The following is a 12,862-nucleotide window of genomic DNA, read 5'->3' as shown; positions in this document are numbered from 1 at the left end:
CTCCTTCAAGCAGCAAGGTTCACCACGCCACTCGAATCCATGAAGACGTCGCTTTCGACGGATATGTTCGCGAGTGAAAGGGGAACTGCAGCACGTATTCGTACTCACGAGTCAAAGCGCATGACCCGGAGCTCGAACGGTGCGGTTTCGATGAGCGGCTGAGCACGCCCATCCATCGGGTCAAACAGCTGAACACCATCGGTAGCGTTCACAACCACCAACAGGTGCCCGACACTCTCCCGGCCCCAGGGCAAAGGCAAGATCACTGTGTGTTGCGCCCTGCAACTTGGAGTGACAGGAGGGGGAGTGTTCGTGTGCGGTCCCTGCTGATCCATTCGGTTGTCCGGCGGATGTCGTTGTGTCCAGTTATGCGAAGCATCGATATTGCGGTATTCCGTAATGTTGCCAGTATATGGGCACCGGTCCCGGTATAGATTTGTTGTGCGTCTTCGTGGTATGTCGTGTCACGGACGTGATGGCTTTTGTTTTCTATTCCCCAGTGGTCGCGGACTTGGTCGTGTAGGTCTTCGGCGGTGACTGTGGTGGTGTTCTGGCTGGTGATGATCCAGGCGCGCTCTTTGCTGACGAGTTCTCCGGAAAAAGTTGTTTCTTCTCGTTTGACGCAGGCTACGGAACGCGCGTGTGGGAAATCGATTCCGCCGGCGTCGGTAATCCAGGTAGTCCAGCGGCGTATCCGGCCGTGGGTGTCATCGACGACGACATGATGCGGTGTTTTCCGCAAGAGCGGAAGAACGCGGTCGAATACCTTTTCCTTAAGCACCGCTTGATTTCCCTTTACTGTCATGACGTAGTCGAATCCGCGTTCGCCGGCAATGTATTCGGCGGTCTCTCGCTGGGTGTGCGCGGCGTCCATGGTGACCACCACACGGCCGTCCACACCGCGGGAGACACCGTCGAGCAGGGCCGTGACCTGGGTGATCTCGTTGGTTCCCGGAGGAACGGCCACTTGGGCGACGGTGACACCATCGCAGTGGATCATCGCGGAGAACAGCGTGAACGACTCGTGATCCCCGATCCACGAACCGCGCAGCACTTTGCCGTCGATAGCCAGCCGCAACGTGCCGCCCGGGATAGGCCGGGCATGACGCAGCAGCCACGGCCCGATCAGTCCTTCCAGCTTCGCTACATCGACATCTTCCAGCGCGCGCCGGATCGTGGACGTATCCGGGACACGGAAAAAGCCGCGGAACCAGCACCATCGTCCACCTATTTTCCGCAGTAACGACGCCGGCAGATCGGCGACCTGGTCGGCGATCTGCCGGAAATTCGACGCGCCCGCCAGCACAGCGATCAACGACGCCGCGAGAAGGAACGCCAAACTATACACGCGGCCCTTCCGCTTACGGCGATCCGGCACCTTGCCGAGCAACTTCATCAGTTCCGCCAGATCGGCATCGTCACCGCCGGCGCTACCCGGAAACGACGCCCATGACGAGCCATGAGAAAATGACAACGGATGGCCTTCTTCTGGAGTTTGGTTATTTCGCAATCTCCATGATCCCAGAAGGAGGCCATCCTCCATTTCCCGGCCCAGCACGCCAACCCGGCCGGCAACCCTACGAGCTGAGTTGATCACTCAGCGCGATCTTGCCTTAGCCCTGCTCCCGGCCCCGGGTATCCCTCCTCCGCAACCACACGAGTACCTGGGTCTGCGCGGGAAAAGAAGCGATCTCCTCCAAAACCCCGAACCAATGCTCATGAACGCTAACACCGACCACAGGTCCAAGCTCGGCCACCATCGGACCAAACCACGCAGCCTGCGCGGGTTCCGGGGGTCGCATCACCCCGGCTTTCCCGTCCAGAGACACGCAGATCGTCGCCGCCAACATCGGCTCGCCAGACTCCACATAGCGGCAACCGAAGAACGCAGCCTGCTCCGCCGAGAGGCTCGCCTCCTCACCCCTCAACGCCACGCGCTGCCCATAAGTGTCGTGAAACCAGGAGCGCGCCCGCTCCGCGAGCTCGTTCATGCCCCTCCGCCCCTCACCTGCCAAACCATTTCCAGCGCAGAATGAGCCCGCCGCTCTCCGTCTCCAAGCCGCTTACCCGAAGGTCAGGCACAACCTGCCCGCCGGGTCCACTGTCTCCCTGGTGGTGTATGCGAGAGACGCCTGTCGGTGACAGCCTTCGATGCCCGACCGGTGACCAAGCCCTCGCACAACGCGAAGTAGCTGGTGCATGACCAGCACGTATGGCGTGTTCCTCGACCTGGACGTCGGCACGGGCGACCACCATGCCGCGGGCCTGGCCCCGACCGGAAAGCCCCTGCACGATGCACCCCGGCCCACCAGCGAACCCAAGTTGCGGCCGTGTTCGACAAGCTACAACGTGGCGCGTTGGGAGCGGGCGCGCATGAACGCGAGATCACCAGTGAACCGTCCCGTGACCGTGCCGGCTAGGTCGGCGTCAGCGACGAGCATGCAGCCGGGGCCGAAGTCGGTGGTCCACGGGGTGACGATCCTCCCGCCCGGCTTAAGCTGGTCCAGCCACGCCGCCGGAAGGGTGTCTCGGATGGCGCAGGTCGCGATGATCCGGTCATACGGTGCCGCGTCCGGGAGCCCCTGGAGTCCGTCTGTGGTGATGACGCACGCGGGCGAGCCCACCTCGGCGAGGTTCTTCCGGGCGGTCTCGGCCACCTTGGGATCCACTTCGATCGTGACGACGTGCCCTGGATCTCCGACGCGGGCCGCCAGGCGTGCGGCGTTCCACCCTGTCCCCGCCCCGATCTCCATGATGTCGTCCCCAGGTTGCGGGTCCAATGCGTCCAACATGTCCTGGACCAGCGACGGCACGGAACACGATGAGGTGGGCATGAGGTCCCTGTCACCGGCAACATCCCCGTCGTTGACTTGGGTGACGATGGGGACGTTCGCGGCGACTTCAGCCGCCCACCGGTCCGGTGCCACCTGGCGGTTGATCTCGGTAAGCTTCTGATGTCTGCCATCGGGCCCGAGGTAGACCCAAATCCGATCGGGGATGAACGGCTCGCGCGGGACCTCGGAGGTCCACGGATCGGCAGGTAGGTGCCGATTCACTCGTCGCCCTTGTCGTCGCTGGAATGCGTGCCGTCTGACGACTCTTCCACGGGCTTGGTGCTGTCGTAGTCGCCGCGGCCGTCGCCCTCAACGTTGCTGCCGTGCTTGCCCATCCTCGATTCCTCCCTGATCACTTCACAAATTCTCTGGTGATCTTTGGAGTGTTCGAGTGGTGCGTGTACCTCCGGGTGGGTGGTTGTGTCGTCGAACCTTCCTGGATCACCGTACTGATCCGATCTTGGCCCATCCGTGGCTTACACAGTTCGCGTGACACGCACCTGGAGGACTTCCTTAGCTCGTACGCTGGGCCTGACCCGGCCGGGCGGGCCGATGTCCGGGCTGCCCGACGACTTCACCATTACCCGCCACGACGTGCCCAAGCAGGCCGAGCCCGCAGAGGAAGGCCAAGACCTTCCGTCCGAGATCCTGCGGTACCTGTGCACCTCGATGTGTTCGAGCAGATGAGCTCCCGCGAGCTGCGGGTGGCGGTCGAGTTGCTGGTGGATACCGGCCGACGCTCGGAGGAGATCTGCCGGCTGGCCTTCGACTGCCTCACCCGGGACCGGCAGGGCAAACCGGTGCTGGTCTACGACAACTGGAAGGAACAGCGTGTTCGGCGCGAGGTGCCCATCCACGAGCCGACCGCGGTGTTGATCCGCGCCCAACAGGAACGGGTGCGCGCCCGCTTCCCGGATCGGCCGGTTAGCTCATTGGTCTTGCTGCCCACCGCGCAGATGAACCTGCACGGCACCAAGTTCCACGTTCTCTAGCCGGTCGGCAGATGTTGGTTCACCCTGTGTGGTTGGACCCCCTGATCTGCGTGGTTCGACGCGGGCGACGCCAACAGTCGGCCTGACGGCTGCGGCGGAGTAGCACGGGGGCGATGGCACCGGGCCAGTTCGATCCCGCCGGTGCTGGCGGCCGAGCTGATCGTCAGTTCCGCGACCGATTCCGGTGTCACGTTGATCACTCCTCTGCTGGCCGAGCCACTCACCGCAGGCCCGGGCCGGCACCGGGTTCGACCGCGCCCGCTTCACCATCGATTTCGACCGTGTACAGGCCATCTGCCCGCAAGGCCAGACCAGCTCCTCCTGGAACCCGACCACCCAGCGCGGCACCGGCACGATCGTGATCACCTTCGCGACCTGTGGGCCCTGTCCGCTCGGGCATGTCAGCGCTCCGCGACCACCGGCGTCGACTCACTGCAGCACCGCATCGGCGAGCCGCTCATGCCGCGGACCAAGAGCGGCCTGCTCGCCGGGGCGCGGCAGTTCTTCCGGGATTGCCAGGAATGGGGCTGGATCCCACGGCGCTTCGACTCGGCCCGCGCGCTGGCCACTCCTCGCAGCATCCGAGCCCTCATCGGCCCCGACCCTCGCGTGATCGCGGACGACGTCTGAGCCAAGCTGTTATGGGCCGGCCTCAACCTCGAGCACAGCGACGTCTACGCCAACCCGGTCGGTCGCAAGCATCCGATCGAACTGCTCCGCGCGCTGGCGCTGACCTGGTTGTTCGGCGGGCTGCGCAGTGACGAGATCGTCCGTCTGCGGGTCGGCTGCGTCCGCTGGCAGCGCCAGGACGCCGCCACCGCCCGCTGCCGGGCGGTCTCCTGCTGCGGCGGAGGTCTCGCCAGAGCAGACCAGGCCCGCCGAATCACCTCACGTCTGGCTCGATGCGGTCGTCGACCGAATCCGGGTGTGCACGGGCACGGCATTTAAGCGGAATTCCAAGCGGCGCCGGTACTGGCGCATCGCCGCGTATATGCCGTGTGTGCTGATCGCAGTGGACGCCCGCTGACATGGGTCGCTCAGGACGATATCGCCGCCGCCGTGGACTGCTTGACACGCACTGTGCGGCGCTGCCTGTTCTGGCTGCAGAGCGAGGGTTTGCTGTGAGAGCTGGTGCCGGGCTGCCACCTGCCGATGTTGGAACGCCCGGAGGGCGAGACCCCCGAAGAACGGGACGAGCGGCGACAGCGCCTGGCAGCCGCCATCACCGCGGAGGAAGCCGCCCGTGAACGAGTTCGTCCTGCATGGCGGACTGCTGGGCAGGCGCGGCTGCCACAAGGGCCTGGGCCTGCATCTGCTGGTTGGTCTGCTCGGCGGTGACGACCTGGTGGCGCCTGGGCAGTTCGGGTGGAACACGCCGGCTAACTGCGACCCGGCGGGGGAGTCACCGATGTCGATCTTGACCGGGACGTCGGTAAGGTGGCGCGGTACCTTGCACTGTGCCGGTCGGCCCGGTGTCCAGTCGCAACCTGCGGCCCTCGAACGGGCGGCACGGTGCGCATTCCTGCGGTGTGTTGAAGACATACACACCAGGGCCCGTCCCTGGGCTGTGCAGCTTGCACAACTTAGGACATCATCACGAAACCTGCAGGTCAAGCACCTGGAGTCCGGGGCCGCGGCCCCCGACATCGCCGACGTGGCCCCCAGTTTTTACGACGGGCACCCATCTCTCTATTTTCACGACGAGCGACCCATCTTCTAACTTAACTTTGGCCCCCGGCAGCGTCACTGTGCCCACGGTGCGGGTCTGGTCCAGCGCGGGCACCAGGGCGCTTCCGGCCAAGGGCCGGGCGATCTCCAGCCGCGCCGCGCGGTCCACCATGCCCAGCGCCAGCGCGGTCGCCACCAGCGCTCCGCCGATCAGCTGCCCCACCAGTGGAATCAGCACCAGTCCGGTCAGCGGGACGGCACCGGTGACGACCAGCACCAGCACCGCCGGCGCGACTCCGGCGGCGATCGGGAGTCCGGCCCACAGCCAAGTGCGGTCGCTGGTGATGCGCCGCCCGGCGGTATGGGCGGCGATCGCGAACATCAGCACGATGAACGCGGTGGCCAGGGCAGTCCACCGGACGATGTAGGCGATCAGCAGCGAGACGACGAGCAACTGCACCGCGCCGCGCAGACCGGCGAAAAGCACGTCGCGGTACCGGGCCAGCCCGCCGAGGCCGGTCACCGCGGCGGCGGCGACCAGCAGCAACGCGATGGCCACGCCGAGCGCCGGGGTGACCGGGATGGATGCAGAGGGCACCGTCCGACTCTAGCCGCCGGGCGGGCTCCGCCCGGGCCGGTCAGCGCGGGCTGTCGAGCAGTTCCACGGGCTCCGCTATCACGTCGACCAGCGCGCCGTTGCGGGTGACGGTGATCTGCAGCGGTCGCCCGATGGCTTCGGCGAACATCAGCCGTTGCAGGCCCTGCGCATCGCGCACCGGGCTGCCGCCCGCGGTCAGCACCAGGTCGCCGCGGTGGAGCCCGGCTCGGGCCGCCGGGCTCTGCCGGACCACGTCCACGACACGCAGGCCGGTGTCCTGCCCGGTGCGTTGGGCCAGCTCGTCGGGCAGCGGCGCCGGGATCGTCACCAGGCCCAGGAAGGCGCGGCGGACCCGGCCGTGCCGGACCAGCGAGTCGATGATGCGGCGGGTGGTGGCGTTGATCGGGATCGCCAGGCCCAGGCCGACCCCGGCGACCGCGGTGTTCACGCCCACGACCACGCCCCGCGAGTCCGCCAGCGCGCCACCCGAGTTGCCCGGGTTGAGCGCGGCGTCGGTCTGGATCACGTCCTCGATGATCCTGGCGGCGTTGCCGCTTCGTGCTGGCAGCGACCGCCCGAGCCCGCTGACCACGCCCGCGGTGACCGAACCGGCCAGCCCGAGCGGATTGCCGACGGCGACGACGAGCTGCCCGACCACCAGTTGGTCGCTGTCGCCGAGCTGCACCGGTCGCGGGGTCTCGCCGACCGCGCGGACCACGGCCAGGTCGGAGAGCGGATCTGTGCCGACGACGGTGAACGGGGCGCTGGTGCCGTCGGCGAAGCGCGCGGTGCCGCCGGTGGCGCGGCCGATGACGTGCGCATTGGTCAGCATGAAGCCGTCCGCGGTGAACACCACCGCCGACCCGGCCGCGTCGCCCCATTCACCGGACGAGTGCAGGCTCGCCACGCTCGGCGTGATCGCCGAGGCCACGGCGGCAACCGTCCGCGAGTAGGCGTCCAGCCCCTCGAACCGCTCTCCCGAAGCCATCTCGGCCTCCAACCGGAATGTCGTGGTTATTGCGCAACGCCGGGCATGCCGCGCTAATTCCACGCCTCCAGCGACCCGAGCTCACTGGCGATCACCTGCGCGACGACGACGCGCGGCGCTTTTGCAAGCTCGGGACGATCGCATCCAGCCCCACCCCGGAAGAAGCCGACCAACTGCTGAGCGTCCGCACCCTGTTGGAGGGCGAGTCGGCCCGGCTCGCGGCGCTGAACTCGACCAAGGAGGGCGTGGCCGAGCTCAAGCAGATCTACAAGCGCGGCATCCAGGCCCTCAAGGCCGACGACACCGAGGAAGTGTTCGCGGCCAACGCCGAACTGCACGCCCGGATCACCGAGATGTCCGGCAACAAGATCCTCGTGGAGATCGCGGCCCAGGTGGACCGCCGGGTCCGCTGGTACCACACTCCGGTGGCCAAGTCCCGGGGCAAGAAGTACTGGGACGAGCACTCGGCCCTGATCGACGCGATCAGCAAGGGCGAAGCCGACCGGGCGGCCCAGCTGATGCGAGAGCACACCGAGCACACCCGGGAGACCTACCTGCGGCAGAACGCCGAGGGCTGAGCGCGGGCAATCGCCGGCGTGACGAACTTGACCGCCCGGCACGCGGCTTCGCTGGTCGCGGAGGCGTTGGCGCTGCCCGGCCCGCTAGCGGTGCGGCCGATCGCCGAGCAGGCCGGTCACGACGTGGCCGCTCGCGCCCGAGGCCTCGCGCTCGCCCGTTGCGACACGCTCATCCGGCTCGACGATGGCCTCAACGGCGACGACGACAGTCCGGAACCGTTGCTGCGCAACCAACTCGCCCGTGCCTGGCAACCCACCCCGCTCGACGATGGCAACCGTGCGCGCTCCGGGTAGCAGCCCGGAGCGCGCACGGGTGCATCAGGATCGGGGCTTGCGGCCGAAGTGCACGGTCTTCGCGGTCAGCAGGAACAGGTCCGGCCGCCGGTCGATACCCGCCGGGTCGGCCGGGTCCAGCAGCCTGTCCAACGTCGCCAGGTCCTCCGCATCCAGGGAGTCCGCGAGACCCCCGCGCTGCCGTTCCAGCACCCTCCGCGCGAACCGCCTCGGCCCATCGGCCAGCGGCGCGGGGTGGTCCACGAGGAAGGTCTTGGCGCGTGCCTCGGTGAGCCCCGCGGCGCGCAGCATGCCCGGCCAGTCCTCGGCCACCGTGATGGATCCGGGCAGGTCGGCCCGCATCTGGTCGAACCGGTCCGCCATCGCCGCGTCCAGCCGGAACTGCAGGCCGGGACGCCCGAAGCCCAGGTCGCGCGGGAGCCAGCGGGCCGGCAGGCCGCCCTCGACGACGACCAGCACGCCGCCGGGTTCGAGCAGCCCGGCCAGCCGGTTCAGCGCGTCCTGCTGATCGCCGACGTGGTGCACGACCTGCCCCGACCACACCAGGTCGGCCGGGGCCAGGTCGGCGAGCCCGGCCGGGAACTCGGCCACCTGGGTCCGCAGCCGCACGCCGAGCCGCTCGGCCCGTTCTCCGGCGCGCGCCAGCAGTTGCGGCGTCCCGTCCATCGCCGTGACCTCGGCTTGCGGGAACACCGCCGCCAACTCGCAGGCCGCGACGCCCGGCCCGCTGCCGATGTCCAGAATCCGCTGCGGTGCCAGGTGTGCCAGCTCGCCGAGAGCTCCCTGCACGTACGGGCTGTGCGTCTCGCCTTCGAGCTCCAACAGGTCGGCCATCGCGGCCCAGTCGATGTCGTTCACCGCGCCACCTCCAGCATGTCCGCTTCGATCAGGTCCCAATTCACCGCGATCGCGGCCTTGGCCCCGGCCGCCGCCGCGTTCACCACCTGGGCGTGGGGGTCCACGACGTTCCCGACGGCCCACACCCCCGGCACGCTGGTCAGGCCGCTCGGATCGACCTGGACCCAACCGTCGTCGCCGAGCTCGCAGCCCAGTTCCGACAGCACGGTGTCGTTGGCCACGAAACGGGGCGGCACGAACAGCGCGGACAATGCCTCTACGGTCCCGTCCGCGAGTCGCACGCCGCGCAGCTCCTCGTTCTCGACCACCAGACCGCTGACCTCGCCGTCCACGATCCGAACGCCGCGGGCGACCAGCTTCGCCCGGTCCCCGTCACCGAGGTTCCCGGCGAAGAACGCCACGTCGTCGGACCACTGCCGCACCAGCATGGCCTGGTGCACCGCCCCCGGCTGCCAGCCGAGCACGCCGAACGGCTGGTCGCGGACCTCCCAGGCGTGGCAGTACGGGCAGTGCAGCACGTCCCGCCCCCACCGTTCCCGCAGGCCGGGGACCTCGGGGAGCTCGTCGCGCAGTCCGGTCGCCACGATCACCCGCCACGCCCGCACCACACTGTCGGAAACCTCGACTTCGAAACCGCCGTCATCGCGGCGCACGGCACGCACGCCGCCCGCGACGACCCGGCCGCCGTACCGCTCGACCTCCTCGCGACCGATGGCCAGGAGCTCCGACGGCGGCGTGCCGTCCCGCGAGACGAACCCGTGCAACTGGTGCGCGGGCGCGTTCCGCGGCCTGCCGGAGTCGACCACCAACACCTGGCGGCGGGCCCGCGACAACACGAGCGCGGCGTTCAACCCGGCGGCCCCACCGCCGATGACCAGTACGTCTTCCACGTTCGAACTCATGACACCGACCATGCACGCCGTCGCAACGGCTTGACAAACCTTGTTGCTGTTTCTGCAATAAAGGGATGCAGGACGTACTCGCCGCCGTCGGGCCGCGGCTCAGGACCATCCGCCAGCAGCGCAACTGCACGCTCGCGGCGCTGTCGGAAAAGACCGGGATCTCCGTCAGCGTGCTGTCGCGGCTGGAGTCCGGGCAGCGCAAGCCCAGCCTGGAGCTGCTGCTGCCGATCGCGCACGCCCACCAGGTGCCGCTGGACGAACTCGTCGGCGCACCGCCGGTCGGCGATCCCCGGGTGCGGCTGAAGCCGGTGAAGCACGGGGACATGACGGTTGTGCCGCTGACCCAGCAGCCCGGCGGCCTGCAGGCGTTCAAGATGATCATCGGCACCGACCGCAGCGAACCCGAGCCGCGAACGCACGAGGGCTACGAGTGGCTGTACGTGCTCGGCGGCAAGCTGCGGCTGGTGCTCGCCGAACACGACATCGTGCTCAAGGTCGGCGAGGCCGCCGAATTCGACACCCGCCTGCCGCACTGGTTCGGTAGCACCGGGGAAGCGCCGGTGGAGCTTCTCAGCCTGTTCGGCCCGCAGGGCGAGCGCATGCACACCCGCGCGAAACCCCGCGACCGGTAGCCCCGACCGCACATCCGATCGCGTGCTTCTCGTCACCCCGGCGGCTTGCCGCGCCGACCGCGGGCTCAATCGTTCCAGGGCGCTGCCGAAACTCCCCGTAGGAAGCCAAATCCTCGCCGCCCGCGCGGGTGGCGCCCGCAGCGGACCGAGGACTTTCGATGCGCGACACGACACCGTCCCGCGATCACCGCCCGCCCCGGAACATCTTGGCACGAGCCAGGTTGCTGAGCCTGACCGGTGTGGCGGTCGTCGGCGCGGGCCTGCTCGTGCCGGCCGGTTCGCCGGTGGCGGCCGAACCGGTGCGATGCGGTCCGTCGCCGGTGCCGACCTTCTTCGAGGACGAGGTCCGGCAGCCGCCCGTCGCAGCTGCCGACGCGCCCGGCCACTACACGCTCACCGCGCACATCGGCGGCCACTCCTTCCACAGCGAGTGGCCGGCCGTCCGGACGTTGGGTTACAGCACGCCCGGCACCCCGATGCAGTACCTCGGCCCCACCATCGTCACCGAACGCGGCAAACCGATCGACGTGACTGTGGTCAATGGCCTTCCCCCGGCAGGAACTCCGATCTTCCCGTTCGACCAGCCGGACGACCACAACAACATCACCGTGCACCGGCACGCCGGGCTTCAACTGGCGCCGAGCGACGGAGTTCCGACCCCGCTGCAGCCGGAGATCCCGCCGGGCGCGTCGCGGACCAACCACTTCCCGAACGACCAGGCCGCCGGTCCGCTGTGGTACCACGACCACGCGCACCGGAACACCAGTTACCACGTCTACGCGGGCCTGGCGGGCTTCCTGCCCAACACCGACGACATCGAGCCGGGCTTTCCCCTGCCCAAGGGCGAATTCGCCCGGCACCTCGCCATCCAGGACAAGAGATTCAACCCAGACGCCACGTTGTGCTACAACCACGCCGACCCGGAGTTCTTCGGGGATCTACCGGTGGTCAACGGCACGGTTGCCCCGAAGTCCTCCGTCGAGCCGCGGCGCTACACCTTCACGCTGCTCAACGCCTCGGACTCGCGCTCCTACCGCTTCGGCCTGCGGCAAGTCGGCGGGCAGCGCGCGGACGCTCCCCGGATGACCGTGGTGGGCAGCGATTCCGGATACCTGCTGCACCCGACGCCGGTTTCGGAACTCCTCGTCGCACCCGCCGAGCGGTACGTGGTCGTCGTCGACTTCACCGGCCACGAGTCGGAGAACTGGGTGCTGACCAACAACGCCCCGGTCCCGCTCGGCGACATGGACGAAGTCGATCCCGACGGCGGCGGAATCCCCCAGATCATGCGATTCGACGTCGGGCCCGCCACCAGTTCACGGGACCGCTCCCAAATTCCGCAGGCGCTGCCGGAGACCAACAACGCGCTGCCACCCGAGGCCTTGCTGCCCGACGCGAGGCTTCGGACCGTGCAAGCCGCCGAAGCAACGCCCGGCGCGCCGCAGCTCGGCGACCGGGACCGGCTGCTGGACTACCACGACGCGCCGACCGAGACACCGCAGCTGAACTCGACCGAGGTGTGGGCCATGCGCAACCGCTCGCCCGACTCCCACCCGATCCACCTGCACATGGCCGAGTTCCGGCTGATCGGGCGCTGGCACGTCGGCCAGTGGGGTGCCGACGGCAAGCCGGTGCCCGGCACGATCGGACCGTTCGAACCGCCGCGACCCCACGAAACCGGCCCCAAGGAAACCTTCGTGTCGCCACCGGACTACATCACCGCGTGGGTGGGCCTGTTCACGCTGCCCGGGGCCACGGTGTGGCACTGCCACATCCTCTCCCACGAGGACGGCGCGACGACCCCGGTGGAGATGATGCGGCCGCTGGTGATCGGCAGCACACCGCAGACCCAACTACCGCTGGTACAAAGCCCAGCCCGGCTCGACCAGCTGGTCCGGCACCCCTGATGACGTCAGGCCAGCAGCGGTAGCCCGCACAGGGTTCGGCCCAGGTGGTCGAGAGCTGCGTCCACCGGGAACTGGCCGTAGGTGGCCAGGTGGGCGTCTCGGAAGCGGCGTTCTACGCCGGACTCCTTGCGGAAGGCGAACTGGCCGCAGACCTTCATGCCGAGTTCCGCCACCTGCACCGCACTTTCGCCGGCCGTCGTCCTCACCTGCAACAAGCTGCGCCGGACATCGGCCGGTCGTTGCCAGGCGGCTTGGACCGCGTCGGCGAGCATCAGCCGGACCGCGTCGAGCCTCGTCTGCGTCCTCGCCAGGTCCGCGCGCACCTCCGGTTGCCGGGACGGCGGTCCCTGCCAGCGCGTCCAGGACGGTTGGGGGCCGTGGACGCAATTCACCGAGCGCTGCACCACTGATTCCAGCAGCCCCAGCTCCAGCGCCGCGTTCATCTGCACCTGCTCGCCCTCGGCCACGCCGAGCGCTCCGGCGTGGCCGGGCACGGGTCGAGCGTTTCGCCGCGCCGCATCGGCGTAGTTGAAGCCCTCCGACTGCACCCCGGTGTTGTAGGAGTCCAGCCGTCGGCCGGTGGTCAGCCGCAGCGGCTACTCCTCGCTGAG

At 68.4% G+C, this 12,862-nt stretch carries 16 protein-coding genes; 7 read left to right on the top strand and 9 right to left on the bottom strand.

Features of this window, described 5'->3' with window-relative positions:
• Positions 1–262 precede the first annotated feature (262 nt).
• The 4 genes from DL519_RS04305 to DL519_RS04290 all read right to left on the bottom strand — a co-directional run bounded on the left by DL519_RS04305 (position 263) and on the right by DL519_RS04290 (position 3,190).
• Positions 263–1,597 (bottom strand): ISAs1 family transposase, encoded by a 1,335-nt coding sequence (locus DL519_RS04305; protein ID WP_190812371.1) that lies wholly within the window; start codon positions 1,595–1,597, stop codon positions 263–265.
• A 16-nt stretch (positions 1,598–1,613) separates the two neighbouring features.
• A complete protein-coding gene (locus DL519_RS45590) occupies positions 1,614–1,991 on the bottom strand; it encodes a hypothetical protein (protein WP_223838427.1) in 378 nt (125 codons plus the stop codon).
• Between the two features lie 351 nt (positions 1,992–2,342).
• Positions 2,343–3,056, bottom strand: coding sequence for a methyltransferase domain-containing protein (locus DL519_RS04295; protein WP_190812991.1), 714 nt, complete (start codon positions 3,054–3,056; stop codon positions 2,343–2,345).
• Positions 3,053–3,190 (bottom strand): hypothetical protein, encoded by a 138-nt coding sequence (locus DL519_RS04290; RefSeq protein ID WP_190812990.1) that lies wholly within the window; start codon positions 3,188–3,190, stop codon positions 3,053–3,055. Before DL519_RS04290 ends, DL519_RS04295 begins: the two co-directional genes overlap by 4 nt.
• A gap of 196 nt (positions 3,191–3,386) precedes the next feature.
• Here DL519_RS04290 and DL519_RS48355 point away from each other — a divergent pair, with 196 nt between their 5' ends.
• The 3 genes from DL519_RS48355 (at position 3,387) to DL519_RS04280 (ending at position 4,456) form a co-directional block, all read left to right on the top strand.
• Entirely contained in the window at positions 3,387–3,521 is a 135-nt protein-coding gene (locus DL519_RS48355) for a hypothetical protein (protein ID WP_263399571.1), read from the top strand.
• Complete coding sequence (locus DL519_RS04285; RefSeq protein ID WP_190812989.1) at positions 3,518–3,826, top strand: site-specific integrase; 309 nt, start codon at positions 3,518–3,520, stop codon at positions 3,824–3,826. The genes DL519_RS48355 and DL519_RS04285 overlap by 4 nt, the downstream gene beginning before the upstream one ends.
• 459 nt (positions 3,827–4,285) lie before the next feature.
• Positions 4,286–4,456: a hypothetical protein gene (locus DL519_RS04280; RefSeq protein WP_190812988.1), complete on the top strand. Its 171-nt coding sequence runs from the start codon at positions 4,286–4,288 to the stop codon at positions 4,454–4,456.
• Between the two features lie 964 nt (positions 4,457–5,420).
• Here DL519_RS04280 and DL519_RS04275 read toward each other — a convergent pair.
• Both DL519_RS04275 and DL519_RS04270 read right to left on the bottom strand, forming a co-directional pair.
• Positions 5,421–6,092 carry an ABC transporter permease gene (locus DL519_RS04275; RefSeq protein ID WP_223838426.1) on the bottom strand — a complete coding sequence of 224 codons (672 nt, stop codon included), beginning with the start codon at positions 6,090–6,092 and terminating at the stop codon, positions 5,421–5,423.
• Positions 6,093–6,132: 40 nt separating this feature from the next.
• Positions 6,133–7,080 carry a S1C family serine protease gene (locus DL519_RS04270; protein ID WP_190812987.1) on the bottom strand — a complete coding sequence of 316 codons (948 nt, stop codon included), beginning with the start codon at positions 7,078–7,080 and terminating at the stop codon, positions 6,133–6,135.
• Between the two features lie 17 nt (positions 7,081–7,097).
• On the opposite strand from DL519_RS04270, the gene DL519_RS04265 reads away from it, so the two are divergent.
• Both DL519_RS04265 and DL519_RS04260 read left to right on the top strand, forming a co-directional pair.
• Complete coding sequence (locus DL519_RS04265) at positions 7,098–7,658, top strand: GntR family transcriptional regulator (protein ID WP_223838425.1); 561 nt, start codon at positions 7,098–7,100, stop codon at positions 7,656–7,658.
• Between the two features lie 18 nt (positions 7,659–7,676).
• Positions 7,677–7,952 carry a hypothetical protein gene (locus tag DL519_RS04260; RefSeq protein WP_190812986.1) on the top strand — a complete coding sequence of 92 codons (276 nt, stop codon included), beginning with the start codon at positions 7,677–7,679 and terminating at the stop codon, positions 7,950–7,952.
• 24 nt (positions 7,953–7,976) lie between these two features.
• On the opposite strand, the gene DL519_RS04255 is transcribed toward DL519_RS04260, so the two are convergent.
• Together DL519_RS04255 and DL519_RS04250 are read right to left on the bottom strand one after the other, a co-directional pair.
• On the bottom strand, positions 7,977–8,810 hold the full coding sequence (locus DL519_RS04255; protein ID WP_190812985.1) for a class I SAM-dependent methyltransferase: 834 nt from the start codon (positions 8,808–8,810) through the stop codon (positions 7,977–7,979).
• Positions 8,807–9,712, bottom strand: a complete 906-nt coding sequence (locus tag DL519_RS04250) for an NAD(P)/FAD-dependent oxidoreductase (protein WP_223838424.1) — start codon at positions 9,710–9,712, stop codon at positions 8,807–8,809. Before DL519_RS04250 ends, DL519_RS04255 begins: the two co-directional genes overlap by 4 nt.
• A gap of 65 nt (positions 9,713–9,777) precedes the next feature.
• On the opposite strand from DL519_RS04250, the gene DL519_RS04245 reads away from it, so the two are divergent.
• Both DL519_RS04245 and DL519_RS04240 read left to right on the top strand, forming a co-directional pair.
• Positions 9,778–10,344: a helix-turn-helix domain-containing protein gene (locus tag DL519_RS04245; protein WP_190812983.1), complete on the top strand. Its 567-nt coding sequence runs from the start codon at positions 9,778–9,780 to the stop codon at positions 10,342–10,344.
• A gap of 158 nt (positions 10,345–10,502) precedes the next feature.
• The gene (locus tag DL519_RS04240; protein WP_190812982.1) at positions 10,503–12,251 is read left to right on the top strand and encodes a multicopper oxidase family protein; all 1,749 of its coding nucleotides are present in this window, start codon (positions 10,503–10,505) and stop codon (positions 12,249–12,251) included.
• A gap of 5 nt (positions 12,252–12,256) precedes the next feature.
• Here the strand turns inward: DL519_RS04240 and DL519_RS04235 are convergent, their stop codons facing one another.
• Positions 12,257–12,799, bottom strand: coding sequence for an acyl-CoA dehydrogenase family protein (locus DL519_RS04235; protein ID WP_190812981.1), 543 nt, complete (start codon positions 12,797–12,799; stop codon positions 12,257–12,259).
• Between the last annotated feature and the right edge of the window lie 63 nt (positions 12,800–12,862).

Origin of the sequence: Saccharopolyspora pogona (assembly GCF_014697215.1) — a bacterium.
Classification (GTDB): domain Bacteria; phylum Actinomycetota; class Actinomycetes; order Mycobacteriales; family Pseudonocardiaceae; genus Saccharopolyspora; species Saccharopolyspora hattusasensis.
The sequence above is the reverse complement of the archived record's forward strand: the minus strand, read 5'-3'. Positions and strand labels throughout refer to the sequence as shown.

What these genes read in the sequence shown, in the direction of transcription:
- DL519_RS45590 (WP_223838427.1), bottom strand. Translation starts at nt 1,991, where the DNA reads ATGAACGAGCTCGCGGAGCGGGCGCGCTCCTGGTTTCACGACACTTAT.
- DL519_RS48355 (WP_263399571.1), top strand. Translation starts at nt 3,387, where the DNA reads ATGTCCGGGCTGCCCGACGACTTCACCATTACCCGCCACGACGTGCCC.
- DL519_RS04285 (WP_190812989.1), top strand. Translation starts at nt 3,518, where the DNA reads ATGAGCTCCCGCGAGCTGCGGGTGGCGGTCGAGTTGCTGGTGGATACC.
- DL519_RS04280 (WP_190812988.1), top strand. Translation starts at nt 4,286, where the DNA reads ATGCCGCGGACCAAGAGCGGCCTGCTCGCCGGGGCGCGGCAGTTCTTC.
- DL519_RS04270 (WP_190812987.1), bottom strand. Translation starts at nt 7,080, where the DNA reads ATGGCTTCGGGAGAGCGGTTCGAGGGGCTGGACGCCTACTCGCGGACG.
- DL519_RS04265 (WP_223838425.1), top strand. Translation starts at nt 7,098, where the DNA reads ATGTCGTGGTTATTGCGCAACGCCGGGCATGCCGCGCTAATTCCACGC.
- DL519_RS04250 (WP_223838424.1), bottom strand. Translation starts at nt 9,712, where the DNA reads ATGAGTTCGAACGTGGAAGACGTACTGGTCATCGGCGGTGGGGCCGCC.
- DL519_RS04245 (WP_190812983.1), top strand. Translation starts at nt 9,778, where the DNA reads ATGCAGGACGTACTCGCCGCCGTCGGGCCGCGGCTCAGGACCATCCGC.
- DL519_RS04240 (WP_190812982.1), top strand. Translation starts at nt 10,503, where the DNA reads ATGCGCGACACGACACCGTCCCGCGATCACCGCCCGCCCCGGAACATC.